General features: G+C 69.2%; 26 protein-coding genes and 3 pseudogenes. 10 read left to right on the plus strand and 19 right to left on the minus strand.

Going from position 1 to position 24,776, the window contains the following annotated elements; genetic code table 11:
- Window positions 1-55: 55 nt before the first annotated feature.
- Together ALMP_RS11980 and ALMP_RS11985 are read left to right on the plus strand one after the other, a co-directional pair.
- Window positions 56-286 (plus strand): annotated as a pseudogene (locus tag ALMP_RS11980) (DUF6188 family protein); the annotation flags it as partial.
- A 248-nt stretch (window positions 287-534) separates the two neighbouring features.
- Entirely contained in the window at window positions 535-663 is a 129-nt protein-coding gene (locus ALMP_RS11985) for a hypothetical protein (protein ID WP_264926910.1), read from the plus strand.
- A 235-nt stretch (window positions 664-898) separates the two neighbouring features.
- On the opposite strand, the pseudogene ALMP_RS11990 reads toward ALMP_RS11985, so the two are convergent.
- Window positions 899-1,833 (minus strand): annotated as a pseudogene (locus ALMP_RS11990) (LysR family transcriptional regulator).
- Between the two features lie 593 nt (window positions 1,834-2,426).
- Here ALMP_RS11990 and ALMP_RS11995 point away from each other — a divergent pair.
- Genes ALMP_RS11995 through ALMP_RS12005 form a run of 3 tightly spaced genes read left to right on the plus strand, consistent with a single transcriptional unit; the run spans window position 2,427 to window position 5,279 of the window.
- Window positions 2,427-2,759, plus strand: coding sequence for a hypothetical protein (locus tag ALMP_RS11995; protein ID WP_264926912.1), 333 nt, complete (start codon window positions 2,427-2,429; stop codon window positions 2,757-2,759).
- Window positions 2,756-4,936: a hypothetical protein gene (locus ALMP_RS12000; protein ID WP_264926914.1), complete on the plus strand. Its 2,181-nt coding sequence runs from the start codon at window positions 2,756-2,758 to the stop codon at window positions 4,934-4,936. The genes ALMP_RS11995 and ALMP_RS12000 overlap by 4 nt, the downstream gene beginning before the upstream one ends.
- A gap of 1 nt (window position 4,937) precedes the next feature.
- Window positions 4,938-5,279, plus strand: coding sequence for a hypothetical protein (locus ALMP_RS12005; RefSeq protein ID WP_264926916.1), 342 nt, complete (start codon window positions 4,938-4,940; stop codon window positions 5,277-5,279).
- 109 nt (window positions 5,280-5,388) lie between these two features.
- Here the strand turns inward: ALMP_RS12005 and ALMP_RS12010 are convergent, their stop codons facing one another.
- Window positions 5,389-6,510 (minus strand): hypothetical protein, encoded by a 1,122-nt coding sequence (locus tag ALMP_RS12010; protein WP_264926917.1) that lies wholly within the window; start codon window positions 6,508-6,510, stop codon window positions 5,389-5,391.
- Between the two features lie 416 nt (window positions 6,511-6,926).
- Window positions 6,927-7,391 (minus strand): RRQRL motif-containing zinc-binding protein, encoded by a 465-nt coding sequence (locus ALMP_RS12015; RefSeq protein WP_264926918.1) that lies wholly within the window; start codon window positions 7,389-7,391, stop codon window positions 6,927-6,929.
- An 801-nt stretch (window positions 7,392-8,192) separates the two neighbouring features.
- Between ALMP_RS12015 and lanL the strand changes: the two genes are divergently transcribed.
- Together lanL and ALMP_RS12025 are read left to right on the plus strand one after the other, a co-directional pair.
- The gene (lanL, locus tag ALMP_RS12020; protein ID WP_264926919.1) at window positions 8,193-10,886 is read left to right on the plus strand and encodes a class IV lanthionine synthetase LanL; all 2,694 of its coding nucleotides are present in this window, start codon (window positions 8,193-8,195) and stop codon (window positions 10,884-10,886) included.
- A gap of 44 nt (window positions 10,887-10,930) precedes the next feature.
- Entirely contained in the window at window positions 10,931-11,083 is a 153-nt protein-coding gene (locus tag ALMP_RS12025) for a VenA family class IV lanthipeptide (protein ID WP_264926921.1), read from the plus strand.
- A gap of 439 nt (window positions 11,084-11,522) precedes the next feature.
- Here the strand turns inward: ALMP_RS12025 and ALMP_RS12030 are convergent, their stop codons facing one another.
- From ALMP_RS12030 to ALMP_RS12065, 8 genes and pseudogenes are all read right to left on the minus strand, one after another.
- Window positions 11,523-12,203: a hypothetical protein gene (locus ALMP_RS12030; RefSeq protein ID WP_264926923.1), complete on the minus strand. Its 681-nt coding sequence runs from the start codon at window positions 12,201-12,203 to the stop codon at window positions 11,523-11,525.
- A 164-nt stretch (window positions 12,204-12,367) separates the two neighbouring features.
- Window positions 12,368-12,547 carry a hypothetical protein gene (locus tag ALMP_RS12035; RefSeq protein ID WP_264926925.1) on the minus strand — a complete coding sequence of 60 codons (180 nt, stop codon included), beginning with the start codon at window positions 12,545-12,547 and terminating at the stop codon, window positions 12,368-12,370.
- A complete protein-coding gene (locus ALMP_RS12040; protein ID WP_264926927.1) occupies window positions 12,547-13,017 on the minus strand; it encodes a hypothetical protein in 471 nt (156 codons plus the stop codon). Before ALMP_RS12040 ends, ALMP_RS12035 begins: the two co-directional genes overlap by 1 nt.
- Window positions 13,017-13,874, minus strand: coding sequence for a histone-like nucleoid-structuring protein Lsr2 (locus ALMP_RS12045; protein ID WP_264926929.1), 858 nt, complete (start codon window positions 13,872-13,874; stop codon window positions 13,017-13,019). Before ALMP_RS12045 ends, ALMP_RS12040 begins: the two co-directional genes overlap by 1 nt.
- Before the next feature lie 12 nt (window positions 13,875-13,886).
- Window positions 13,887-14,060, minus strand: a complete 174-nt coding sequence (locus ALMP_RS12050) for a hypothetical protein (RefSeq protein WP_264926931.1) — start codon at window positions 14,058-14,060, stop codon at window positions 13,887-13,889.
- Between the two features lie 20 nt (window positions 14,061-14,080).
- A complete protein-coding gene (locus ALMP_RS12055) occupies window positions 14,081-14,359 on the minus strand; it encodes a hypothetical protein (RefSeq protein ID WP_264926933.1) in 279 nt (92 codons plus the stop codon).
- A complete protein-coding gene (locus tag ALMP_RS12060) occupies window positions 14,356-14,799 on the minus strand; it encodes a hypothetical protein (protein WP_264926935.1) in 444 nt (147 codons plus the stop codon). Before ALMP_RS12060 ends, ALMP_RS12055 begins: the two co-directional genes overlap by 4 nt.
- Window positions 14,796-15,104: pseudogene (locus tag ALMP_RS12065) on the minus strand (diguanylate cyclase domain-containing protein); the annotation flags it as partial. The gene ALMP_RS12060 and the pseudogene ALMP_RS12065, both read right to left, overlap by 4 nt.
- A gap of 129 nt (window positions 15,105-15,233) precedes the next feature.
- Between ALMP_RS12065 and ALMP_RS12070 the strand changes: the two are divergent.
- Entirely contained in the window at window positions 15,234-15,863 is a 630-nt protein-coding gene (locus ALMP_RS12070) for a class I SAM-dependent methyltransferase (protein ID WP_264926937.1), read from the plus strand.
- A gap of 58 nt (window positions 15,864-15,921) precedes the next feature.
- On the opposite strand, the gene ALMP_RS12075 is transcribed toward ALMP_RS12070, so the two are convergent.
- The 5 genes from ALMP_RS12075 to ALMP_RS12095 form a co-directional block, all read right to left on the minus strand.
- Window positions 15,922-16,779: a site-specific integrase gene (locus ALMP_RS12075; protein ID WP_264926938.1), complete on the minus strand. Its 858-nt coding sequence runs from the start codon at window positions 16,777-16,779 to the stop codon at window positions 15,922-15,924.
- A complete protein-coding gene (locus tag ALMP_RS12080; protein ID WP_264926941.1) occupies window positions 16,667-18,415 on the minus strand; it encodes a hypothetical protein in 1,749 nt (582 codons plus the stop codon). The genes ALMP_RS12075 and ALMP_RS12080 overlap by 113 nt, the downstream gene beginning before the upstream one ends.
- Window positions 18,412-19,653, minus strand: a complete 1,242-nt coding sequence (locus ALMP_RS12085; RefSeq protein ID WP_264926943.1) for a site-specific integrase — start codon at window positions 19,651-19,653, stop codon at window positions 18,412-18,414. The genes ALMP_RS12080 and ALMP_RS12085 overlap by 4 nt, the downstream gene beginning before the upstream one ends.
- Before the next feature lie 48 nt (window positions 19,654-19,701).
- A complete protein-coding gene (locus tag ALMP_RS12090) occupies window positions 19,702-20,118 on the minus strand; it encodes a GGDEF domain-containing protein (protein ID WP_375803470.1) in 417 nt (138 codons plus the stop codon).
- Window positions 20,119-20,514: 396 nt separating this feature from the next.
- A complete protein-coding gene (locus tag ALMP_RS12095; RefSeq protein WP_264926945.1) occupies window positions 20,515-20,934 on the minus strand; it encodes a hypothetical protein in 420 nt (139 codons plus the stop codon).
- Between the two features lie 400 nt (window positions 20,935-21,334).
- Here ALMP_RS12095 and ALMP_RS12100 point away from each other — a divergent pair, with 400 nt between their 5' ends.
- Entirely contained in the window at window positions 21,335-22,618 is a 1,284-nt protein-coding gene (locus tag ALMP_RS12100) for a hypothetical protein (RefSeq protein ID WP_264926946.1), read from the plus strand.
- A 234-nt stretch (window positions 22,619-22,852) separates the two neighbouring features.
- Here ALMP_RS12100 and ALMP_RS12105 read toward each other — a convergent pair whose 3' ends face one another.
- Genes ALMP_RS12105 through ALMP_RS12115 form a run of 3 tightly spaced genes read right to left on the minus strand, consistent with a single transcriptional unit; the run spans window position 22,853 to window position 23,728 of the window.
- Window positions 22,853-23,020 carry a pRL2-8 gene (locus tag ALMP_RS12105; protein WP_264926947.1) on the minus strand — a complete coding sequence of 56 codons (168 nt, stop codon included), beginning with the start codon at window positions 23,018-23,020 and terminating at the stop codon, window positions 22,853-22,855.
- 1 nt (window position 23,021) lies between these two features.
- Window positions 23,022-23,360, minus strand: a complete 339-nt coding sequence (locus tag ALMP_RS12110; RefSeq protein WP_264926948.1) for a hypothetical protein — start codon at window positions 23,358-23,360, stop codon at window positions 23,022-23,024.
- 8 nt (window positions 23,361-23,368) lie between these two features.
- Window positions 23,369-23,728: a Pycsar system effector family protein gene (locus ALMP_RS12115; RefSeq protein ID WP_309299462.1), complete on the minus strand. Its 360-nt coding sequence runs from the start codon at window positions 23,726-23,728 to the stop codon at window positions 23,369-23,371.
- Window positions 23,729-23,897: 169 nt separating this feature from the next.
- On the opposite strand from ALMP_RS12115, the gene ALMP_RS12120 reads away from it, so the two are divergent.
- Complete coding sequence (locus ALMP_RS12120; protein WP_264926949.1) at window positions 23,898-24,719, plus strand: leucine-rich repeat domain-containing protein; 822 nt, start codon at window positions 23,898-23,900, stop codon at window positions 24,717-24,719.
- The last annotated feature ends 57 nt before the right edge of the window (window positions 24,720-24,776 follow it).

Consider the following 24,776-nt stretch of genomic DNA (forward strand, 5'->3'; position numbering starts at 1 on the left):
GTCCACACAGTCCTCATGCCCCTGAACACGGCCAGCAGACAGACCTAACGGAGTCCTACTAGTGATGCCAGCTACTGGACCGTCCCTGGCGCCGGTACTCGACCTGTTCGCCAAGTGCGTCGTCGAAACCGAGGTCACCGGGCAAGGCACCCTGTCCCTCGGCTTCGACGACGGCACTCGGCTCAGCATCGAGCCAGACCCCGACTACGAGTCGTGGAACCTCACCGGCTCAGGAATCGATCCCGTCCTGGTTGGCCCAGGCGGCGAAACCGACTGGCAACACTGATCATCGCCGCAACCGACACCGTTGCGGCACTCAACCTGTTGCAACGACCGCTGGAATCCGCCCCATGGCTCCGACCACAGCTGGTCAGCATGCTGGCAAACTGACTGAGCGGATCACCGAACTCACGGAGGGCAACAGGAAGCTCGAACACGAGCTGGCCCGGCTCCGGCCACTCACCGATCACGTCCAGGAGCTTGAGCGAGACCTGGCCGCGGCCCGCACGAGCCTGCGGCAGATGATCCGGGAGCGTGCTCTCGAACCCGGATCAGACGGTGCTGAAGGCTCTGCTTGATCATTTCAGCGCCAACTCCGAGCCCGCCCCGGAGGCGATCTCCGAGCTGACGAGCCTGCTCGCCCCTGGAGACGCCCGCCGTTGACTGCCTGCCTCCGGCAGGGCTGGCCGAGCGGTCGATGCGCTACATCTTCCGGCCCGGCAGGTTCGCGAGCTGCGACGCGTAGGCGAATCCGGCGAGCGTGAGCAGGCCGAAGACGATGTCGCTGTAGCTCGCGGTGGAGGCATACGGGGGGAGATCAGGAGTGTGTCGATGGCCACGTCTGCCCCTGAGCCACCGTCCGTCGATCCGGCCACAGTGATCGAAGACGCGGCGTCGTTCAGCGCGGAATCACCCAGCCCGGCCTCCAGGTCCCGGCGGCGTCTTGGCCGGCCGTCGTGGCGGCGAGGTGGGTGCGGAGGGTGGCCAGCGCTGGATGGGGGTTGTCGCGGTGCCAGAGGAGCGAGTGCGGGTAGACGGGCGTCGGGTCGGTCACCGGGATGCGGCGCAGACCGTGGCCGTCGGGCCAGATGAGGCGGGTGTGCTCGCCCTGAAGGTGGCCAGGGCCGGGGTGTCGGCGATCGTGTCGAGGAGCGCGTCGGAGCCGAAGTTGGGGCCGGTCACCTCGATGGTGAGGCCGAACTCGGCGACGAGGTCGTCGTAGTAGGCGCCCCATTCGGTACCGGGGGCGATGCCGGGCATCCAGATCCGGTGTCCGGTGAGCTGGGCGAGGGTCACCGACCGGGCGCTTGCCAGTGCGTGGGCGGGGCCGGTGAGGAGCTGGAGCGGCTCGTCGAGCACCCGGACGGAGGCGATGTCCTCGGGAAGGGGACGGCCGGGCGGGGCGACGGCGCGGAAGGACGCGTCGATCGCACCGGAGCGTATGGCGGTGACGGCTGTCTCGATGTCGAGCAGCATCATCACGTCGAGGTCGATCTCGGGGTGTGCGCGGTGGAAGCCGCGCATCAGGCTCGACTGCGCGCTGCGCGAGGCGATCACGTCGACGCGCAGCGGACGGCGGCCGGGGCGCACGGACGCGCCCGCACGCTCGGCGACGCGGAGCAGCTCGCGTGCGTGGGGCAGGAACGCTTGCCCGTCGATGGTGAGCTCAGCGCCGCGTGGGGCACGGGTGAACAACCGAACGCCGAGGGTGCGCTCCAGCGTGGCGATGCGTTTGGAGACGGCCTGCTGGGTGATCGACAGGTCGGCGGCGGCGTTCTGGAACTGTCCGGCTTCCGCGACGGCGACGAAGGTACGTACTGCTTCGAGATCCAGCTGTCCGGGATCCGCTGGACCGGGAGGCAGGCGACGCTGCTGGTCTACACCAAGGGCCGCACGGCGGACGAGAGCTTGGTGTTGTCGCCACGGGCGTCGCGGCTGCTGGAGCAGTGGCTGCAGCACAGCGCCCTGCTGCGCAGGCATGCCCCGGCCGAGCTGGTCGAGCACGTGTGGCTGGTGACGCGGCAAGGCAGGCTGGCCCGCGCGGCCTTCGAGGAGTACATGATGCGCGGGTGGGTCAAAGCCCACGACCTGCACGGTGACGACGGCGGTCCGTTGCGCATCGACCGCCGGCGTCTGCGGACGACGTTCATCGCGCAGCGCGGTCAGCGGCAGTGGTCCCTGCGGGCGACGGTCGATCCGAACCACTCGCCTCAGGTCGAGGGTGATCACTACCTGTCGGCCGCGACTCCGGCGCAGAAGGCGGTGGTCGAGGAGATCGCCCGAGACGCGCAGGACGATCTGCTCCGGCGCGCGAGTGCCCCGCTGGTCGCGACGAGGCGGCCAGCGCCGCCGGGCTGCCGGATGAAGCACGCCGCCTCGGCCTGGCCGAGGGGGCCCTGGCCGAGTTGCTGTCGGGTGAGCAGGATGTGTTCAGCGGGTCCTGCGCCGACCAGTTCGCCGGGCTGCACGGGCCGAAGGGGCAGCCGTGTCCGGCCCGGCCCTGGGTCTGCCTGCTCTGCCCGCTGGCGCTGTTCGCCCCGCGTCACCTGCCGAATCTGCTGCGGCTGAAGGCCTTCTTCGCGCGGCAGTTCCGCCAGATGCCGCGCGAGCAGTTCGCCGCCGTCTTCGCTCCTTACGCGCGCCGCCTGTCGGCGGACATCCTGCCGCGGTTCGAGAACTCCGCTATCGCGGCGGCACAGCGCAAGGTCGGTGACGAGGACGCCGAGTTACCGCCGCGAGCAGAGGAGACCACGTCGTGAGCCTGCTTCCTGTCTCCGCGGAGCCTGCGGTCCCGTCGGCGTTCGCCGGCGCCGACATCGCCGCCACCACCCGCTTGAACTGGCTGGGCGGCTGCCCGCGGCCTCGCTTTGAGGACGACGTGTGGTCGTTCGTCGGCTGGGCCGATGCACCGGTGCAGATGAAGGTGACGGAGAAGAACGTGCTGTTCGACCGGATCACCCACCGGCCCTGGCGCGTGGTCGCCGAGGAACTCGCCCTGGCCTGGATCGCCACCCAGGACGAGCGCCTCCTCGCCTTGCCGAGGGCCCGCCGGCTCCCGCGCCACCCGCGCACCATCTATGCCCGCGTCTACCACCTCACCTTCTGGCTGAACTGGCTGCACGAGCGCCGGATCACCACGCTCGCCGCAGTCACCCAGGACCACTGCGAGGCGTTCCTGCGCGAGTACGGCATCGTCCGGGACAAGGAGACCGGCGCTGTCCTGCGGAACAAGGCCGGCGGCTCGCTGCGGACGGTGGTCTCGGCCATGCAGGACATCACCGACTACGGAGAGCTGCTGTCGGCCGATCGGCACCGGCCCGGTTTCCGGCCCTGGGGCGCACGATCGCCCCGCGTCGTGACCGGGGCACCGTCCCGACCGCAGGTGGTGATCAAGACCGAGCCCTTGGACGACGGTGTCCTGCGGCCGCTGCTGACGGCATGCCTGCACCTGGGCGACGTGCTCGGACCGCACATCGTGGACTTGCGGACCCAGCTGCAGACCGAGCGCGAGTCCTGGCGCAACGTCGAGTGGTCAAGAAATCTGCGGGACGGCGACCGGCTTACCGAGCTTGTCGAGGAACATGTGCGGAGGGGGCAGCCGCTGCCGCGGATTGAGGACTTCCAGGTGACCAAGCGTCTCCGGTTGGGGTGGGACCCGAAGGATCCGTTGCTGACAACCAACTTCCAGCATCTGCTGCGGCCGACGGGACACCGCGACATTCACAAGGCTCTCTTCTCGCAGACCCGGCCGCTGCTGGAAGAGGCGGTCGCAGAGGTCGGCACCGAGTACCTCTGGTGTCGCGACCCTGCCGACGCCCCTCGCGCGGATACCGGCGGGTTGATCCCTTGGTCCTTGCCCCTGTCGAACAGGGCCGCTGATGCCCTGATCCGGGTCGCAGGTCACGCCTGCACGGTCGCCACCTCCGCGTTGACGGGGATGCGGTCCAGCGAACTGATGGAGCTGACGGTCGGCTGCCGCCGCACGGACGACGCCGACGGCACCGGCCTGGCCCGGCACCGCCTGGTCAGCAAGGTCGTCAAAGGGCGTCTATGGGGCGGCGAGGTCGACGAGTGGGTCGTCATCGAGGAAGTCGTACGTGTCATCGCTCTGGCCGAGCAGCTCACGGACTCTGGGCCTGGGCAACCGTTGTTCGGCGCGTTCAACGGCTTCGAGTCCAACGGGGCCATGACCTGGCTGCGGCAGTGGGTCGCCTCGCCCGCCGGGCGCCGCATGGGCCTGGAGCCGATCCCCGACGAGCCGGTGCATCCCCGCCGTCTGCGGCGGACGCTGTCTGTCGAGATGGCCGCCCGCCCTGGTGGCTTGCTGGCCACCAAGGTTCACTTCAAGCACCTGCAGGTGGCCACCAGCGAGGGATACGCCGGCCGGCCGGGCGGCGCCCAGGCCGTCTTCCACCATGAGTGGAAGAAGGAGGAGGCAAAGGAGAAGCTCAAGCGGACCGTCGAGGCATACCGGCAGTTCGAACAGGGCCAGATGCCCGCCGGCCCGGGAGCCGACGCCCTGCTGGCTTCCTTCCGCGCCGTCGAGGAAGAACTGGCCGATCACAGGCCGGGCCCGGCGAAGGTGGTCACCGACCGGCAGATCGAGCTGCTACTCAAGAAGAAGGCGTCCGTCCTGCACCTGTCTGCCGCGAATTACTGCTGGTTCGAGGACCCGGCCAAGGCGCTGTGTCTCAAGCTCGCCGGCACCAGATCCGCCGCAGCTCCGCTGACCGGGCTGTGTGACAGCTCCCGCTGCCCGCAGGCCACCCACCACATCGTTCACCGATCCGTCTGGCAGACCACGGCGGACAATGGCGCCGTCCTGATGGCCAGCCCTCGCATCCCGGCCGGAGAGAAGGACCGGCTGAGGGCCGAGCACGAGCGGTCCATGCGGGTTCTGGAAGAGATCGACACGGCAGCCGGAAAGGCCGGATGACATGGCTCTCAGCCAGCAGCAGCGCGACCAGATCGAGAGGCGCATCCGCGCGGCCATCGACCGGCTACTGGCCGGGCAGATCCCGCCCGGCGGCGCCTGCGACGTCAAGACGCTCGCCCGTGAGGCGGGCATCTCCCGCGCGTCCCTCTACCGGACCTGGGACCACCTCAAGGACGAGTTCGAGAAGCGGCGGGCAGCCGCCTGGGCGGCCGGCCAGCAGCCCGACCCGCGCGAGGGTCGCATCGCCCGGCTGCGAGACCTCAACCAGCGACTCACCGGCAAGCTCGTCCGCACCCACACCGAGCTCACACAGACGAACTTCACCGACTCCGACGCGAGCTGAGCAGGTTCAGCGTGTCCCCGGCACCCGTTCCGAACGAGGGGAACAACGCCAGAAGCGTAGTCCCGCTGTCCCTCCGCTGATGGTGGAACCCAACCCGTGTTGCAGGGGGTCAGCCATCGAAGCTCCGCCAAGGGATGTCGAGCTGCACGAGCGGGTGCAGCGCGCTCCGGTGACTAGCACCAACGCGGACCTCAACCTTGTCCTCGTCCCAACCAGGCGTAACGGTGGCGACAAGCCCAGAAGCAACCAGGAGGTCTGTCGGCGCTACCGGTGCCAGGAACGGCTGCAGGGGAACGCGCTGCAGACAGCTCTCAAGCTGCGGCAGGAATCGCCTCGGAAGGTCGAAGGAATAGGCCCCGTAAGGTGCGGTGACCGCTGCTTCCTTCAAGGCGAACTGCAGGAGGAATCTACTCAGCGGTTCTTGTTCTGCCGCGGAACGGCGGTCCTCGAAGCGGGCGTCCTCAAGCCTTACGGAGGGATCAACATCGGTGTCACCCGCTGTCCGGGGTATCGACCAAGTCCAGCCTCCCTGGCACTCGACACCGAAGACAAGGAGTTCCGCACCCTCCTCCGCGCGCAACTCAGGCATCGGCACGATCCGGTTGTGGCCGCCCATAATGGCCGGCCTCCGCGCGGCCAGCCGATAGAAGCCAGCCAGTGCCCTGGGGATGAAGTCGGGCATGGCGACGTCCGGGGCCTGTGTGCTGCTCTCCGGGTACCAACCGGTGACAAAGCCTTCCAGAGCCCTGCCGGGGTTCGCTCCTACGTCGCTGAGCCAGTCCAGGTCCGGAATAGGCGGCAGCGTGACCGGAGGCCGCACCAAGTCGAGGATCTCGCGTTTCAACGGAGGGCTGATGCACAGGTCGCAGCGGCTGAGCACGTCCTCGCTGGCTTCACACATCGAGACCTGCACCACGCCGAGGTACAGGCAGACGTCATCGAGCCGTACAAAGAGGTGGAGGGGGGCCTCCTCCGGAGCCCCTGCTGTGCTGAAGGGCATGGGCCCCATGAGCTTCGACGTGACCGGAGCAGGAGCAGGTCCGATCAGGCGGAACTCTTCGGCATTCCACACCCCGCTGGCCGCAGGGTCGTCGCCAGCCTCCGCAACGATGACCGTTGATGTGGCACCGAGGGCAACGGTTGCGCCGGACACAAGGAAAACGTCCGCGTCGGGGCCGGCCAGGGCAATGGCCTCAGTCTCACCGACGCGGTCCAAGAGGGTCAGCTGCACCTGGCAAGGATATTGGGGAAACGATCAACTGCTACCGCAATAGACCGCTGCCAGCGGAGCCGCCGACGTCGTGCGAGCTCCACCGTCAGGGGTGCATCCAAGCTCGAGGCGTGGACGCGAGAAATCCGAGACAGCCTGAACGCCACCGAGCTCGACTTGGTGTTCCAGATCGGTCTCTAACCGAGACACACGGGAAGGTGGACACGGCCCTCGCCGTGTTAACACACCAATCGCCGATCGCGCTTCCGGCGCGGGTCAGTCCGAGAAGGGCGGCGAAGACGGCGGGGCGATGCTGCATGCTGGGTTCTCTCCCGAGCTCGAAGGGATGAGGGAGCGGGCGGCCGGCCTTTGCCGGTGCTGCGGCCGCCCGGTTGTGCGGGCCCCGTCCCGGCCTGGACGGTCAGGACGGGGCTGGCTCACGCGGCCAGCCGGTGAACGGCCGGGGCTGTGGACGGCAAGTAGCTGTCGGCGCTGGGCTCGTAGCCCCTGGCGCACGGGTCGCAGCAGCCCTGGGTGCGCAGCGGGAGGCAGAAGTAGTAGCGCCGGCCGCACTGGGGGCAGGTCTGGCGCGCGGCCATCGCCCGGTCCAGCGCCCATTCCTGCGCGAGCGTCGGCGTCCGCTTCGGCCGGGCGAGGCTCACGTCGTAGAGCCAGCCCCGGGTGGGGTGGTTGCACGACTGGTCGGGCCGGTACGAGCAGCCCTTGCTGCGCAGGACCGCGACCGGTCCATGCCCGCCGGGGCTGAGGCCCTTGTCCCGTAACTGGCGGCGCGTGACCAGGCCCTCGGGACAGGTGCGCCGGTCGTACTCCGGCAAGGTCGCGGTGCTGCGCGGCACCTTCTTGACCTCGCGGCGGCGCCCCTTCTTCCGGGGGCGGGGCATCACCGGTTCCAGGCGCCGTGGAGCCGGGCGGGACGCTGCGGGTAGCGGGGGCCGGGGCGCTGCGGGCGGGGCCGGCCGATCCGGCGGCGCGGGCGGGGGATGAGCACGGTGTGTCCTCCAACAGAGTTGATGGCGGGCAGTGCTGCGCCCGCCGGCGGAAGCCGCTGCGGGACGTGGGGTGTTGCGGGCGGCCGGTCGGCCTGTCCGGTCCTCGCCCGCGCGGGGCGGGCGAGAGCCAGGCAGGGCGGCAGGTCAGCGCTTCTGGAGCGGGTGCACGTTGTCCGGGGTGTCGTTGGCGTCCGGACGGCCGGGGCCGGGAGGTGGATGTGCGCTCGATCTGGTGACCGGCGTTGTGAATGTGGGTGAAGAACGCCGGGCGCAGGGTCAGCCCGCGCAGCGCGAACGCAGAAGCGACGGTCCAGGCGAGGACGGCGAGCCCGGTGCCGGTGGTGCGGCCCTCGTCGGGAGCGGCGCACTGGCGAAGTGTCGGTATTCGACAGTTGCAGTATTCGCCCCCAGGGTGAGCAGCTCCGTAGCTCAGCCCGGCGTCGGCCTACTCGTCGAAAGCCGTACTCCGACACCACACAGAGGATGCCTCAGACGGGATGCGCCTTTCGGCCCCTGAGGACCCCCGGGTGTGCGCGGGCGTGCCCTCGGGCGGGGTGACGGCGCCGCGCGCTTACCTGATGGGGTGATTGCGGCCGTGGCTGTGTTGGCGTGTCTCTGCCATTGGGCATCTCCTCGTCGCGGTTCGCACCCGCACGCGCGGGCCTCGCGGTTCTCGCCGGGGGAGGAGCAAGCATGACGACTCACACTGCTGCAGGCGTACTTGAAGGTCTTCTGGACGAGGCGATGCGCGCCACAGGAGCCGACGCGCGCTGGACGACCGACGCGGACGAGATGTGGTGCCGTGTCGTGCCCCGGTCCGGGACGCGACCGGAGCAGGGCTGGAAGCTGCACGTGTCGGCGACGGCCGCCTCTGCGCCGACGGTCCTCGCGCGGGCGCTGGATGTGCTGCTGCGGGAGGACTCGGCGTTCAAGTTCGCCCGGTCCCTGGAGCAGGTGAGCGCCCTCAACTCCCGTGGCACGCCCCGGGGCAGCTCGGGCAAGTTCCTCACCGTCTACCCCCGCTGTGACACCACTGCGGCGCGGCTCGCACAGGAACTCCACCGGGCCACGGCCGGGTTGTCCGGGCCCCCGATCCTGTCCGACTGTCCCTACGCGGCGGGAAGCCTGGTGCACTACCGCTACGGTTCGTTCGTCGGCCGGCGACGGCTGTCGGAAGACGGACTGCTGGTGTGGTTCATCCGCGATCCCGACGGCAATCCCGTGGAGGACAAGCGAACGGGCCAGTACCTGCCGCCGCCTTGGGCGGTCTGCCCGTTCCCCGCCACGGCGCCTTCCTCGCCCCGCAGGCCGGTCCCGGAACGCGCAGCACTGATGCTGGGCGGACACTTCGCGGTACGGGAAGCGATCCGGCACACAAACAAGGGCGGTGTCTACCGGGCAACCGACGTCCGCACGGGTGCCCCGGTGGTGATCAAAGAGGCCCGGCCGCACGTGGAGGCCGACGCCTCCGGCCGGGACGTCCGTGACTGGTTGCGCGCCGAGGCCGAGATGCTGGACCGGCTCAAGGGCCTGCATCTGGCTCCGGAGCCGCTGGAGCTGTTCGAACACGCCGGGCACCTCTTCCTGGCGCAGGAGGAGGTGCCCGGGATCAGCCTGCGCACGTGGGTCGCGGAGCACTTCCGCAACGTCGGCGCGGAGCGGTACAGCGCCGACGCCCTCGCCGTCGTCGCACGGCTGGTGGACCTGGTGTCCGAGGCCCATGCCCACGGCTGCGTCCTGCGGGACCTCATGCCCGGCAACGTCATGGTCAGGCCGGACGGCGAACTGCGCCTGATCGACCTGGAACTCGCCGTGCCCGGCGCGGCGTCCGGCGCGCCGACGCGGCTGGGCACCCCGGGCTTCAGCGCCCCGGAACGCCTGGCCGACGCACCCGTGTCCCCGACGGCCGACTACTACAGCGTCGGCGCCACCGCGTGCTTCGTCCTGGCCGGGAAGGTCCCGGCCCTGCTGGCCGACCAGCCCGCCACCAGGCCCATGGAACAGCGGATGGCCGCATGGCTGGCCGCCTGCGCCGGACGGCTGCGGCTACCGGACGGGCTGGTGGCGATGCTCCTCGGGCTGACGAGGGACGATCCCGCCGCGCGCTGGGACCTTCACCGGGCGCGCACGGTTCTGCGCACGGCAGCCCTCACCACGCCGACCGGGACGGCACCGGCGGCCGGCTGCGCCGCCCAGAGCGTCGCCGCGCGGCCGGAACAGGACGACGGGGACCAGGACGCGGTGGCCGGGCTCGTCGACCACCTCATCGGTTCGATGACGCCCGGGGACGACGCCCGGCTGTGGCCCGTGTCCACCCGGGCCGGAGAAACCGACCCCTGTACGGTGCAGCAGGGCGCTGCCGGGGTCCTGGCAGTACTGACGAGATACTTCGAACTCACCGGCGACCCCCGCATGCCCGAGGTGATCTCCACCGCGGGCCACTGGGTCACGCGCCACACGGACACCAGCTCCACACGTCCCGGCCTGCACTTCGGCGGCCGCGGAATCGCCTGGGCCCTTTACGACGCAGGGCGCGCCATCGACGACCGCAGGCTCACCGACCACGCGCTGGCCCTGGCCCTGGCCCCGCTGAACCCCACGCCCAGCCACGACATCACCCACGGCACCGCGGGCAGCGGACTCGCCGCCCTGCACCTGTGGCACCGCACCGGCGATCCGCGCTTCGTCCGATTGGCCATCGACGCCGCCGACCGACTGGTCGACGCCGCGCGCCACGAACCATCCGGAGTCAGCTGGGCGGTCCCCGCCGAAGCCGTTTCCCGGGCGGCCGGCAAACGCTACCTCGGCTTCGCCCACGGAACGGCCGGCATCGGCTGCTTCCTGCTCGCCATCGGGCTCGTCTCACAACGCCCCGAGCACAGGGAGCTGGCCGTGAAAGCCGGCGAGGACCTGCTGGCCAACGTCGTACTCACCGGCGGAACGGCCCACTGGCCCGCGCAGGCCACCGACGCGCCCACATCCCCGTACTGGTGCCACGGCTCCGCGGGCATCGGCACGTTCCTCATCCGGCTGTGGCAGGTCACCGGCGACGACAGGTTCCGCGACCTCGCTCATCGCAGTACGCACGCCGTGGCGGAACACGCCTCCCGCGCCGCCCTCACCCAGTGCCACGGGCTGGCCGGCAACGGGGACTTCCTTCTCGACATGGCCGCCGCCACAGGCGATGCCACCTACCGCACCATGGCCGAAGAGCTGGCCCGCCTCATCCTCACCGAGCGGGCCCACCGCAACGGCCACTGTGTCTTCCCCAACGAGTACGGGGACGTCTCGACCAGTTGGAGTGATGGGTCCGCCGGAATCCTGGCCTTCCTCCTCCGGCTCCGTCACGCCTCTCCGCGGCACTGGATGGTCCAGTTGCCGGCCTGAGCGGCAGAACGTCTGCCGCCGCACTCACAGAAAAGGAGAAACCCATGGAAAACCGGGACCTCGAACTGCTGGCCCAGCTCCACGCCCTTCCCGAGACGGACCCCGTCGAAATCGACGGAACCCCGTACGCGCTGACATGCGGTTGCACCGGATTGCTGACCCTCCTGGAAACGGTCTGCCTGGGCGCCACCTGCTAGACGGCCCGATGGCCGGCACGCCCGGCCGGCGGCTGTGCCGGACAGCCGCTGGCCGGAGCCGGGGCGTCACGCACCTACCTTCCGCGCGCCGCACCTCACGAATCTCCCTCAGCGTGCATCGCGCAGCTTGAGAATGTACGTGGTGGTAAGGGCTACTGCACGGTCGTCAGGGGCCCCGAGATGGTCCAGGGCGTACAGCACGTCATCTGGCGCCGCATCGGCACCCACGACATCCTCACCGGCCCGTGACACCGTACTGCGTCAGGAGCGGCGGGAGGGCGGTCAGCCACTGGCGGGCTCGGCGCCCGCCCCGAAGGGCGGGATGTCCGTGACCGCGACGTCCAGCCGGAGCCGGGCGGACCGCACCGGGTGCCGCCACTGGGGTGCATGGTGCCTTCGTCGCCCTCGCTGGTCTCGATCTCGTACAGGGCCGTGGTGGTCACGCGCTCACCCCCGCGAGGGCGTCGGCCAGGAGCGCGGTGACGTCGGCGCCGTGCGGGTCGGCGTAGGTGTCGTGGTCGCTGACGTGGAATACGGCGTCCTTCGCGGTGACGGTGAAGCCAGGGATGACGAGTGCGGCGCGGCCTTCCAGCTCAGTGTTGAGGAGGTCGGCGTCGCGGGAGGCCAGCCAGGTCTGGGTGTAGGGCCCGAGGCGCAGCAGCGTGTAGCCGGTGCCGTCGGCGCGGCGGGCTTCGACGTGGACGCCGTAGTGGGCGGGGCCCATGCCGGCGTCGTCGGGGAGGGGCAGGTTCGCGGCGGCGTGGGTGAGCATCGCGTAGGCCGGCTGCCAAAGGCCGAGGATCGCGGTCGTCTCGCAGCGCAGCCAGCCGCGGTCGGTGTAGCCGAGCTGGCGGCCGTGGCGGTAGGCCGCGGCGTGCGGGGTGTCGGGGTGGACTAGGGCAATGGCGATCATCTTGGTGCCGTGGTCGTCGCCGGGCCGGGTGTGCGCGCGCTCGAGGAACGGGCCGACGCGCACGGCGATGTCCTGGGAGCGGCCGGGCGTCCAGGGCTCCGGGTGGCGTACGGCGGTGAGCATCGCGTGGAACTTGTCGACGACGGCCTGGTCCTCGGGAGTGAGGGCGCCGTGGCCGTGGCCGCAGCGACGGAAGCGACGGATCATCGGGCGGTTTCCTGCTCCGGGTTGGCGGTGCGGGTGCCGGCGGGCGTCGAGGTCGGACGGATCGGGCGCAAGGGGAGAGCCTCCTGCTCGGTGGTGTGGGGCGGGAGCACACGGAGCGCCGCGCCCGGCCGGGAAGGGCGGGGCGCGGCGCTCCGGGGTGCTGCCTACTGGGTGGCGTCGGTGACCACGAGGAACTGATCGCTGGGCAGGTCCATCACGACCTGCGCGTTGGTGCCCTGGGCGCGCTGCGCAGCGGCGTACTCTTCGGCCGGCCACGAGCCGCGGGGGCCTCCGGCAGGGAACCGCTCCAGGACGGTGCGGGACGGGGCGGTGGGCGTAGCCATCACCCATCACCACCGTTGACGCGCTCGTGGGTCTCGATCAGCGTGCCGATGGCGTCGGGGGTTGCCGCCCTGCCGACCCACTGCCCGAGTGCGGTGAAGACCGGGACGGTGTCCGTGTCGGCGTCGAACACCACGACGTAGTCGCCGTACCTGTCGAAAACCATCTCCTGAAGCGCCCGGGCCGGGGCGGCGGCCAGGACCTCCAGGGCGTCAACGGTCAGCCGGGCGGGCTCCGCCGGGTTGTCGGACTGAGCGAGGACGCCAGAGACGTGCAGCAGGTCGCCGGGCTGGATCTCGGTGAGAAGCGCGTGCACGATCCCGGGTTTGCTGGTGGTGCAGGACCAGGTCACGTCGTCCACGGCGTCGTCGGTGGGGGAGACGATCAGCTGGAACCGGGCGGTGTACGGCGCGTCGCCGGGGGTGGGGACGGTGTCGAGGAAGCCGTCGACGGTGAGGTTCTTGGTGTCCATCAAATCGCCTCCGCCAGGGCGGTGGTGCGGTGGGCGGCGTCGTAGGCGTCCAGGACGGCCTTGGCCGGGTTGCCCTTGTCGGCGACCTGGTAGCCGTTGGCCCGCGCCCACGTCCGGATCGCGGCCAGCTCTTCCTTGCTGCGCTTGCCGGTCGCGGCCGGGGCCGTGGCGGGGGCCAGGGGCGTGGCGTCCTGTTCCGCCGAGGTGGGACGGCCGCCGGCCTTCACTGCGCGCAGGTGCGCCTGCGCGGCCTCGAGTTCGGCCTTGGCCTTGGCGACGCGCTGCTCTGCCTCCCGCTGGGCGGCGTCGGCGGCGCGGCGCTCGGTCAGCTCGGTGAGGTCGGCGCGGACGCGGGCGGCCCTGTTGCGGATGCTGGCGGCGGGGTGGTTCTCCGCCCACGCGAGCAGGGCCTCGATCCCGTCGGTGCCCGCCGTGCCGTCGGACGCCTGGGCAGCCGCCTCCGGGGTGCTGCTGCTGTCGTCCGTGTCCGGGGCCGGGACGGTGGCGGGCAGGTCGGCGTGCTTCACGGCTTCGGCGAGCTCGCTCTCCGACAGTCCGAGCGTGCTGCGGACGTGCTCGGGGTTGTCGCCGTTCTTCAGCATGGAAGCGGCGGTGGCGGTGAGGGCGTTGACGGTCATGGAATCTCCGGTGGGGGTGTCAGGGCTGGCCAGGTGCGGAAGCAGCCGCACGAGGTCGTCTTCGGCGCAGGGCAGTCCGAGCGCGCCCAGCAGGTCGGCCAGGTCGTCCTTGTCGCGGGCGTGGTGGGCAACCACCAGGGAGGCGGCGGACTGGTCGCTGCCGAGCGGGGTGAGTTCGAGGGCCTCGGCTTCGAGGGCCTCTTTCATGTCGGTGAACATCGACTGGCCCTCCTACGCTGCGGTGGTGCGGGGCTTGCGCTGGGCGATGTCCAGCAGCTCGCGGTTGCGCTTGCGCTGGGCGTCGGTGAGCGGCCGGGCCTTCGCGTCGTGGCGGTGCCAGAGCGGCGAGGCCGGCGGCTCGGGGTAGGCGAGGGCGTGGTCGACGTCGCGTTGGGTGCTGCTCAAGGGAGCCTCCGTCGGGAGGGTCAGGCGTGGTCGTCGTCGCGCCGGCGTTTGGGCTGGAGGTCGGAGGCGAACCGGCCGAGGCGGGCCTCAACCGGATTTGCAGCGATCCAGTCCTCCGCGCACGCCTTGTGGACTGGCTCCCCGTAGTGGGAGCGCATCGGCGTGGGCTTGTCGCACAGCACGCAGGGGCGGTCCTGCCAGCGGTCGAAGTGCTGACTGTCGCGCCATTCGAGAAGGGAGCCGGGAGCCGGGACCAGGCCCGGCTCGAACAGCGCCTTCTTACCTCGCGGGCGGGTCACGGCCGGAAGTCGGGCAGCTGCTGAAACACGCGGTCCAGCAGGTCCTCGGTCGGCTTCCAGGGCCCGAGCTGCCCGACGGCGGGGACCGGCAGCGGCAGCTCGTGGACGTCCTGGAGGACTAGGTGCCAGGTGCCGGCCTGCGCCCAGGGCGTGCAGGGCTCGGAGCCCTCGGGGTCCTGGTGGCAGTCGACCAGGCGCGCGATGCCGATCACGGCTCCGGTGGTCAGCTCCCGGCCGCGGATCGTGCGGGCGATCAGCGGGACGCGCAGGGCGGGCCGGTCGATCCGCTGGCCCGCGTGCAGGAGCATCCAGCCACGCCAACTGGTGCGCCTCGGGCGGTTCTCGATGCCCTTCTGCCCGGTCAGGATGCAGGTGGCGTGCGGCTGCTGGACGCTGATGCCGCGAATCCAGTCGCCCTGCGGGAGGGTGGCGGTGCTCATGCTGCCCGCCCCCAAACGGCCGTTCCCGGGCGCCCGGCGCGGCGGCCGTTGATGGACGGCACCGTGGTGTGCGCGGGGGAGGCGACGGCGGCGCGGCCCGAGTGCTTGCCGTCGTACAGGGCCGCGTCGGCGGCCCGCTGCAGCACGGTCAGGTCGCGGGAGCCGACCGTGTGCGGGGTCGCGGCGCCGACCGAGGCGGCCACGTCGACGGTGCGGCCGTCCTCGAGGGCGACGGGGGTGTGCAGCATGCGGACCAGCTGCGCGAGGCGCTGCTCCAGGCGGCCGGAGGGCAGCTCCAGGACGACGGCGAACTCTTCTCTGAACTAACGAGAGCGTCCCGTGATCAGGTGACGGGACGCTCAGTCCTGAGGAGGGAAGGGCCGGTATGGGGCCGGAGAACGGCTGCGAACGGCGCGGGTGTTAGTTTCCTCCCCGTGTTACAACACCAGGATGAGACCAGGACGGCCTACGACGGGGTCGTCGAGCTGTATGCGTCGATGTTCGCTAATCGGTTGGAGACGCAGCCGTTCGCGCGGAACATGATCGGCACCTTCGCCGAGCTCGTGCGTGCCACGGGGAACCTGCGGGTAGCCGACGTCGGGTGCGGCCCCGGTCATCTGACGGCCATGCTGCATGACTTGGGGCTGGACGCCTTCGGGCTCGACCTCTCCCCGGCCATGGTCGCCCACGCCCGGCGGGCCCATCCGGCGCTGCGGTTCGACGAAGCACGAATGGAAGCCCTGCCGATCGAGGACGGTGCACTCGGCGGAGTGCTGGCCCACTACTCGATGATCCACACCCCACCTGGAGAATTGCCCGCGCTGCTCGCCGAGCAGGTGCGTGTCCTGGCACCAGGGGGTTTGCTCCTGCTGTCCTTCTTCGGGACGGAGGGACCAGAGCCGGTCCGCTTCGACCACAAGGTGACGCCCGCATATAGCTGGCCGGCGGACCGGTTCGCCGAGCTGCTGGCCGCGGCCGGGCTCGTCACGTTCGCCCGGCTGCTCCATGACCCAGCGTCCGAGCGAGGCTTCCTCGACACCCACTTGCTGGCCCGCCGCCCGTAGGACATGGGTCGCGGCCGAGGACGGGTCGGTGGAGTCCATCTGCGTGGATGAAGCTCGCCTAACTCGAAGGTTCTTTTGCCGTACTGATTCGTGTCGTGATCTGGCTGAAGCGGGGCATGCCGAGATCGGTCACTTGGCGTTGACGGACTTGCTCTGCATCGAGCTGGGTGAGCTTCTCCTCTGCGCTGGCGAGGCTGACTTGGAGCCCTTCGATCTCACCGAGCCATCCCTCCTGTTCTGCTTCGGTGATTCGAGCGATCAGGTTGTCGCGGATCTCGACGAGGCGGTGTCTCTGAGCCGGATCCGGTCGAAGCATGGAGCATCGAATACACGCGTGTTCGTGGATGCAGGGAGTTCCGAATGCGCGAGCGCAGATTCCGATGGACAGTTTGCGTCGCTCGAAGTGCCCGAGGAAGGCATCCCATTCCTCGTTGGTTGGGGTTCTGTACTCCTCACTGGGTCGGAGTGCTCGGCGCCGGGCGATGAACGCGCGATGGGCTTCGATAGCCTCGCCGGGGTAGATGGCGTTGTATCCCATGGTCGTGTTGATGCTGGTGTGCCCGGCGATGACTTGCGCGATGTGCGGGGGAAGGCCGCTGCGGATGGCGTCGGTGATGAAGATCCGCCGAAAGTCATGGGGCGAGAAGTCCAAGGGCTGTCCGGCTGAGTCGGTCAGATTCGTGGAGGACAGCACCTCTTGGAGTGCTTGGCGCAGGAGCTTCGGGGAGAGGCGGGAGCTCTCGCCACTGCGGCACCACTGGAAAAGTAGTGGCATCTGCGGATTCCAGGTCTTCTCGGCCATGTCATAGCTGGAGACGTAGGGGACGGCACCGGTGCGCGGGTCGCGGATGCGGGCGATGATCGCGCTGAGTACATCGGCGAGCTCCGGGCTGACCAGGATGACTCGTTTCCTCATCGGTCTTGGAGGGCGCGATCTGCAGGAGGGGGACCATCTCGCCGTTCGTGGGCAGTCTGTACTGGATCAGGCTGTGATGGCTGGCCTCCAGCATCTCCTCGATGCGGACACCGGTGTGCTGAAGAAACTCGACCATCGCCCAGGCCCAGAACGCGCGGCTCTCCGCGAGGGCCAGGTCGACGCGCCGGCCGGTGGCGATGTTCACCGCCCAGGTCGTGCCGTCCTTCGCTGCCCGCCTGAAGGTGTCGCCCGCGAAAGCGAACTGACCGCCTGGCGGGGTGTTCATCAGAGCCTGTAGTCGGGCTGCGGCCTCTTTCAGGCATGATGAAGCCGCTCGGGCGACGACAGGGAGAGCCGGAAGTCGTTCCCTCGTCCGGTGGTCCATCCGGGCTTTGCGCCGCTTGTTGTCTTTCACGACAGCGACATCCGCGTCCTTGATCGGGCTCGGCACCGCCCAAGGCCCCCAGCGTGCCGGCTCGTCGATGGCCCACTGGGCGATGTCGAGATAGAACGCCCGGACGGAGAGCATGATGCTGGCGACGTTGGCGCGTCCGGTCACTACTTCACGCACTTTGCCGTCTGGCTGGCGGCGCCGTTCGATGCGGGTCTGGCATCTCTGCTTCCAGGCCGCGCTCACCTCGGGCGCCAGGTGGAGAGAGTCGATCCCTGGATGATGTTGTTCTAGATCGCCCCAGAAGTTGCTGGCCAGGTGCCGGGACAAATTGTTCAGGGACGTGTAGTCGAGACGTGGCTGCCGCTCTTTGAGATAGTCCACCAAGAGATCTCGGACAGGGCGACAGCGGACACCGAACCGGTCGACGAGCTGCTCCATCGACACCTGCCCACTGGTGTTGGCCAGGTAGCGCAACGAGCTGGGGGCTTCTGCCGGCAGGGTGCCCAAATCGCGCAGCCAGGCGTAGAAGAGGGTGTTGCCGCGCGCCTTGGCGTTCGCTGTCTTGTTCGCCGCTTTGAGTGCGGCGAGATACTCCACGGCGTCGCCGACTGTGATGTCCGCCAAGGTGCCGCCCTTTGCGGCCACGATCTTGACCAGGGAGTGCAGGGCATCACGCCCAACCTTGGACGACCAGGTGGCAGAGTCGATCATCGCTTCAAGCTGGGCGAAACCTTCCGGGGCACGGGCAGGGATCAGCCCAATCCGCAGGCTCGTCATGTTGGCCGAGGTCCGTGACAGCAGCCAGGGGAGGGCGGGCCTGACAACGTCTGCGCAGATCAGACTCAGCAGCCCTCCCGACAGTGCCTGCCGTTGCGAGGAGCCAGCAGCCGTTCCAATCCAGCCGGGTGCCAACCGGGCCCAGTCATTGCCAGGACGCGTGCTCGCGGGGCTGGCGTTCCAGCGCTGCTGCCAGGTGGTCCCAGGGAAGGTCTCCAGCCACTGCAAAATCTGGCGAGCTCCGCGGATTCTGGCTCGGTGTTGTCTCACGTCCGCTGGCCGCAGAGGAGGTTGCTCCAGACGATCCAGGATGTCGGCTCGCGCGCAGGCAGTGGTCGGCCAGTCGTCCTCCGCAGGTCTGGGCGGGAAGCGCAAAGCCACGGCTTTCAATGCCTCCCCGGCCAGGCTCAGGGACGCGGGAGGCGCGATATGCGTCGCGGCGGACAAGGTCTCCGTCGATGTCACCAGGCAGTCCCGAAGAGGTTGTTGAGGGATTCAGGGTTGTAACCGGCTGCCGGGGGCGCGGGAGTCCGCTCGGCGAACTTGGCCCGTCGGGCATGGTGTGCCCGAACGTGTTCGATCACCTCATCCCGGTCGGCCGGAAGATAGAGCTGTGTCGTCGAGAGGTGTGCATGGCCGAGCACCCACTGCACGTCGGTCAGCGGCATCTTCGGATCCCTCGCCAGCCGATAGGCGGCGGTGTGTCGGAGATCGTGGAGAGTCCAGTTCGTACCGAGCAAGCTGTTGGCCCGGTTGAACATCGCACGGGCCGCCGGATAGTTCAGGGGACGCCACGGGCGGCGTAACGTCCACCACAGCCCCTCGTTCCCCCCGCGGGGCACCCCAGCCCGCCAGGCGCTCTCCTGATAGAGCCGCAGCCAGACGAAAGCGTCCGCTGAGCAGGGGAGTTGTTGATAGGCCCGGCTCCCCTTGCGGACCACCCCCAGGACCTGTTGGCCGGGCAGCGCGTCGCGTTGCCGACTGGTGAGCAGTTCCTCAGCGCGAGCCCCGTTGGAAACCCAGAAGGCCAGCAGAGCTCGATCACGGTCGTGCTTTAGCGCGGCGAAGAGCGCGTTGAACATCGCGTCGGGGATCCGCCGAGGCGCTCGCTTGGGGATGGTCGGCCGGTAGCGGCCCTGTCGTTCGTGGCGAAACCGCTCGTCAGGGTTGTGGTGAGCGTGTGCCCTGCCATGACGCCGCGAGCGATCCAGTGGAAACGGGTTCAGGATCGGGCCGGTTCCCTCGGAGAGGTGGAAGTCGTAGAAGGCCCGCAGGACGGTCTCGCAGTGCGCTCGCGTTGTCGGCGCGTATCTCGGCCCTGGTGACGACTTTCCCGTGATCGGATTGGGGGCTCCAGGCGGCAGCTTCTCTGTTGCTGGCTTTGGTGCTGTCCCCGTCTTGATGTCCCGTCGGTGGCGCCAGTGCAGCGGTGCGGGCTTGTTCGCGATCTTCATCCAGCGGGCGAAGTCCCGAGCATCCGACCGGACTGCACGATCCCAAGCGATCCCCCAGCCCCACAGGAAGCGCCACCAACGCAGCAGATCCATTCCGTACGACCGGATCGTGGCTGCTGGCTTGTCACAAGCCAGCAGCTCCGCGAAGAAGGCGGCCACGGGTTCGACCTCGACCCCGTCCGCGTCCAGGAGGACAAACGGCCTCCATCGATCTCCCGTCTCCGCAAGCTGTCCGGCCTCGGGCAGCACGAAGCTCGCTAACTCCCTCTCGGGATCACGTCCAAGCATCCACGGAAGCTAGCAGAAGGGCCCCCTGACCTGCGAAAACAATCGAGCTAGTTCAGTCAACGGTTCATCGCCTCCGAGGCGGCCGATGGCGGCGCGCGGGCCCGCCCACGCGGTGAGCCGCGCGGCGGTCGCGGTCAGGACGGCGTCCCCGGCCGGGTGCCCGAAGTCGTCGTTCACGGCCTTGAAGTGGTCCTGGTCGACGATGACCACGGCCGTGTCGTCGCCGTGGCGGGCCAGGAGCCGGCGGGCGCGGGCGGTGTAGGAGTCGCGGCGCAGCAGGCCGGTCAGCGGATCGCGGCGGGTCGCGGCGAGCTGCTTGTGCAGGGCGACCGCGTGGACCGCCCAGCCGGTCAACGGCACGGCGGCGGTCGTCAGTAAGAGGGTGGGCTGGCCGAACCGGCCCTGGACGCGCAGGTGGGACGACATACTTGGGTTCTCCGTCTCGTCTCGTACGGGATGGATGGGCCCGGGGCAGGCGGTCTGGTTGTCCGCCGTTCGCCTGTCCCGGGGCGGATCTACAGCGGGAAGTCGCTGCGGTTGGTCCAGCTGACGGGGTTGTGCCAGAGGCCGGCCTTCGCGGCGGGCCACTCCATCTGCCAGCCGGGCCTCAGCCCGCGCGTTTCTCCAACGGGTCGAGGACCCGCAGGAGCGAGCGCTCATCAGCCGCTTCGCCACGTGGGGGCACCTCAGGCGTCTCCGGTCCCGCGCGCGACGTCGCCCCATTACGCACGGGCAGTGCCAGACCGTGCGGCACGACATCTACGCGGCGGTTGCTCTGCAACGCTGGCTGCGTCAGCGCGGAAGCAGTCTGAGCAACTGCGATCAGGCCCAGATCGACGACTGGCTGGCCCAGGCGGGCCGAAAGCACACACAGGCCAGAAGCTTCCTGATGTGGTCTGCTGCACGAGGCCACATGTCGCGGTGCACGTTCCCCCTCGCGGTACGTCGCGCGGCACCGAGCGACTCGCTGAAGAGGACGAGCGCTGGCACATCAGCAGACGGCTTCTCCACGACGCCGACCTCGCCCTGACCGAAAGGGTGGCTGGCTGCCTCGTCGTGCTCTACGGCCAGCCGGTGTCCCGCATCGCCCAGCTGACGACAGACAAGATCCTTGCTGGAGCTGGTGGCGTTCAGCTCCAGCTGGGATCCCGTCCAGTTGAGATTCCAGAGCCGCTTGGATCGCTGCTCCTCGAACTCGCCCGTAGCCGGCAGGCTTTCGCCGTCCTGGGACAGAACGAGCAAGGCCCGTGGCTCTTCCCGGGTGGCCGCGCCGGACAAGCGATGACCGCAAGCCACCTGACAGTACGGCTCAACCGGCTCGGCATCCGCGCTCGTGCCAGCCGCAACACAGCCCTACTGGATCTTGCAGCTCAGATCCGAGCGTCGGTGTTGAGCGACGTACTGGGTATCTCCATCACCTGCGCGGTGGCCTGGTCCCACGACGCTGGCAACACAAGGCTCGGCTATGCAGCGGACTTTGAGGTCGGGAATTTCGCAAGTCTGAATAGCCGTAGCTGCCAGTATGCGCCCCGGGAAAGTGATGTCACACCCATCATGACAGGTCAGAGGTAGTTTTCGTAGGAGGAACGGCACAGGTGACGAGCCTTGTTCGGCTCTCCCTGGAGCATCCAGAATCTCCGCTATGAATCACTCGGGGAAAGTCGATCAGGACGACATCGTGCGAGCTCGGAATGTGCTGCTCACATCGGGGCGCCGCACGCCGCGCGAGGAAGTCGACGCGTACCGAGTACTCGCCCAGGTCAGCCCCGCCTCGTACCTGCCGCTCTTGGCCAGGGCGCTGCAACGTCTGAGTTACGACACCAGTTCCGGTAAGAAGCATGCGGCCTGCCTCGCGCTGTGCGAGGAGGCAGTCACCGTGGCGCGGTCCATGGATCCGGCCGAACCTGCCCGCGCGGACGTTCTGTACGAGGCCCTCGACACGTGCCAGAGAGAGCTGTACAGCTTGGGTCGACGCGCCGAAGGGCTCGCTATGCGCGCCGAGATGCTCGCCATTGGCCGTGCACAGGCTGAACTATCCGGAGGCCCCGTGGTCAAAGGGCTGCATGAGTGGGCTGCCGGACTCTCCGAGGAGGGCCGGTATGCCGAGGCTGCCGATGCCATGACCGAGTTGGTCGCAGCGATCTTGCCCGACGGGCCCAGCAGTGGGGCTCTCGCCTGGTCACTCCTGGAGTGGATCGCCGCTCTCCATGACGCCGGCCGGTCCGGCGAAGCACTCGCCGCGTTCGAGACACTCGTCAGCATGGAAGCGGCCGAAGCCGCCAACGACCGCGGCCCGATGGCCTGCCATCTCTACTCGCTCATCGGGTACGCGCGGATGCTCGACACCCACGGCCGAGGAGGGCAGGCGGCCCTCGTGCGGCAAGAGGCACTCGCCTTGCTGACGGAGTTGGCCGATACCGGTGAGCGGAAGTCCTGGAGTGGCTATCAGGCGTCGTTTTGGGCGGTGCTGCTGACCTTCTCCGGTGCCGAAAGCGATCGGTCTGCGCCCGATGGACCGCGTCCGCCTTCGGGGGCGGCGCCCATGCAGTGGTCGCCCGATGCCAAGCGGCGTTACTTCGACAGCCGTCATGCCCTCCGTGAAGAGGTGGACACCCTTGCTGCGCGAGCCACCGAGGATCCGGACCAGCATCTGGCCGAACTGGTCCGGCTGCATCGGGTCCTCACCGTCCGCTCCGCCGTTTACTGGGAGAACCGTACCCATCTGTTCGCGGAGCGAGTGCGCTCCCTGTTCGACGACGGAGTGGGTCTGGCCCGTCGGCTGTCTCAGCACGATCCGACAGACGGAACGCGAACACTGGCCAGGATCTTGATCGACCGATCGACCTTCCACACCGCCGCCCGCGAGTTCGGGCCCGCCCTCGACGACTTCCGCCAAGCCCTGAGCTACCTGGGGGAGGCTAACTAACCTGAGCCGGCCGACGTCCGCCCCAGGACTCGTATACGCGAGCAGCTCCGCCAGACCGAGGAAGATCGGCGATTCCGCAACTTCCAATAGCCCGGGTTACCAGTATCGGGCATCTCCGGGTAGACCAGCTCGGTCATACCGATTCTCCTTGGGAGTGAAGGGATGCCGGGCAACGTGGATGGAGCGCTGCCCGGCGGTGGTGGGGGAGCAGGACGGCGGCGTCGCGCAGCGCCGTCAGCTGACGATCATGTGGGCGGGGTGGCCGTTCTTCATGTGGTCCACGCGCTGCGGGCAGTCCTCGCGCGGACCGAGCCCGGCATGGGCCTCGCGGCTGGCGTACGCGTGGAACCAGCACTGCGTGCACTGCTCCCGGGGCGGGTTCGTCGCCTTCTCGCTCGCCATCTCAGCCATCTCCTTGCGGGTGCAGGGCGCGGGCAGCCCAGATGAGGCGCTGCCCAGCTTCGTCGGTGATCAGTGCGGCGGCCTCGTGCAGCGGACAGGAGGCGTCACCGTCACGGTCGGGCTCGACCTGCTCGGCACGGCGCGCGGCGACGGAAAGCAGCTGCGCGACAGAGGCCATGAACCCGCCGGGCGGGTCGGTGTCCTCGATGAGCTCGCGCAGGATCGCGGCGAGCTCCTCCTGGTCGACGTCGTCGGCGCTGAGGTCGTCCTCGATCTGCTGGAGAGCCAGCGAGGCGATCCCGGCCGCGGCGCGGACGCGCTCCAGTCGCGTGCGGGGCACGGCCGCCGTCACAGCACGAGGCCGGCGGCGGCCAGCGCGAGCAGGACCAGGGCGGCGAGCGACAGGTCGACCGCGCGCCGCAGGTGGGTGAACTTCCGTACGGCGAGGGTGGACAGGACCCGGACGCGGGCGGCTCGGGTGTCGCCGTCCATGCAGGCGCGGATCTCGTCTTCGTCCAGGCGTGCCCAGTAAGGGAAGGACGCCTTGTCGTCGCCGCGCAGGCGGGGCCTGACGACCAGGAGCAGCAGCACGGCGGCCGCGCCCAGGGCGAGGACGGCGAGTGCGCCGAAAACCTTCGTCGCGGTCGGCAGGTTCTTGTCGGCGACGGACGCGAGGCCGGCGAGGACGGCGCCGTTGAAGGCGAGCAGTAAGGACGACTTGCCGTCCGTGCGTCCGGAAACGCGCGGGTTCGCAGATTCTGGGACTGGCGTGACGACGAACCCGGCCGCCTGCCCATCGTTGGAGGCGGCTCAGGGAGCGGGTTCCACTGGCCATTAAGCACTGGGCCGGCCAGATGAAGATCCGTATCTTGGCCACATGGCGGATGAGGAAGAGCCGAGACTCTTTGTGAACCGGTGGGGCGACACGTCGGACCCGGCATCTGTAGGACGCGCTTCCTACCGGGATGAGTGCGTGTGCTTCGACCAGGCCAAGCCGCATCCGCGAGCCCGTGTCGGTTTCCACGCCGAACGCCAGGACACCTCGACCGCTGGATGGCGACATCTGCTGGAGTTGATCGACGAGGCGGTGGAGGACGGGCGGGAGGAGTTCCGACCTCTGGTCGACCTCAGTGCCGAGGAGCGTCGGCAGGTCATCACCCTGCCGACGAGCATCGCCAAGCTGACGGCGGTCAAGCACTTCGTGCTCTACGGGAGCAACCTGGTCCGGATACCGCCCGAGATCGGTGCGATGACCAGCCTGGAGGAGCTCACTCCCTACACCTCGTACCGGCTGCACTGGTTTCCCTACGAGATCACCAGATGCTCAAAGCTGGTCCGGAGCACGGTGAGCACCCGCGCACTGTTCGGCAACTACATGCTCCGTCCTCCTTTCCCTCGACTACAGCCACCACGAGTTTCCGTCACTGATCTCGACCTGTCAGCGCTTGATGCCCGGCGCTGGGGTACCACGGCCATCCGTGGATGCAGTGTCTGCGATCGGCCGATCGAGCAGGGTGGCCTCCACCAAGCGTGGATCTCCCTTCGGGTGGCCACCGACGTCCTGCCTCTCCTGGTCAACGCCTGCTCGGCAGCATGCGTTTCCGCCCTGCCCTCCGGTGCCGAGGACTACGTCCAGCTGCGGGACTGTAAAACGTTCGGTGTAACTCCTGATCAAGGAAGATGCACCGATGGCCAGTGAGAACGTGACCGGGCCCGAGTCCGTCGAGACGCCTGAACCGCAGCCGTCGAGGGCGGT

The organism is Streptomyces sp. A012304 (assembly GCF_026008495.1).
In the GTDB taxonomy this organism is placed as follows: domain Bacteria; phylum Actinomycetota; class Actinomycetes; order Streptomycetales; family Streptomycetaceae; genus Streptomyces.

Coding starts and splice junctions, on each gene's coding strand:
- ALMP_RS12005 (WP_264926916.1), top strand. CDS start 4,938: ATGGCTCTCAGCCAGCAGCAGCGCGACCAGATCGAGAGGCGCATCCGC.
- ALMP_RS12015 (WP_264926918.1), bottom strand. CDS start 7,391: ATGCCCCGCCCCCGGAAGAAGGGGCGCCGCCGCGAGGTCAAGAAGGTG.
- lanL (WP_264926919.1), top strand. CDS start 8,193: ATGACGACTCACACTGCTGCAGGCGTACTTGAAGGTCTTCTGGACGAG.
- ALMP_RS12025 (WP_264926921.1), top strand. CDS start 10,931: ATGGAAAACCGGGACCTCGAACTGCTGGCCCAGCTCCACGCCCTTCCC.
- ALMP_RS12030 (WP_264926923.1), bottom strand. CDS start 12,203: ATGATCCGTCGCTTCCGTCGCTGCGGCCACGGCCACGGCGCCCTCACT.
- ALMP_RS12035 (WP_264926925.1), bottom strand. CDS start 12,547: ATGGCTACGCCCACCGCCCCGTCCCGCACCGTCCTGGAGCGGTTCCCT.
- ALMP_RS12040 (WP_264926927.1), bottom strand. CDS start 13,017: ATGGACACCAAGAACCTCACCGTCGACGGCTTCCTCGACACCGTCCCC.
- ALMP_RS12045 (WP_264926929.1), bottom strand. CDS start 13,874: ATGTTCACCGACATGAAAGAGGCCCTCGAAGCCGAGGCCCTCGAACTC.
- ALMP_RS12060 (WP_264926935.1), bottom strand. CDS start 14,799: ATGAGCACCGCCACCCTCCCGCAGGGCGACTGGATTCGCGGCATCAGC.
- ALMP_RS12075 (WP_264926938.1), bottom strand. CDS start 16,779: ATGAGGAAACGAGTCATCCTGGTCAGCCCGGAGCTCGCCGATGTACTC.
- ALMP_RS12090 (WP_375803470.1), bottom strand. CDS start 20,118: ATGTCGTCCCACCTGCGCGTCCAGGGCCGGTTCGGCCAGCCCACCCTC.
- ALMP_RS12100 (WP_264926946.1), top strand. CDS start 21,335: ATGAATCACTCGGGGAAAGTCGATCAGGACGACATCGTGCGAGCTCGG.
- ALMP_RS12105 (WP_264926947.1), bottom strand. CDS start 23,020: ATGGCGAGCGAGAAGGCGACGAACCCGCCCCGGGAGCAGTGCACGCAG.
- ALMP_RS12120 (WP_264926949.1), top strand. CDS start 23,898: ATGGCGGATGAGGAAGAGCCGAGACTCTTTGTGAACCGGTGGGGCGAC.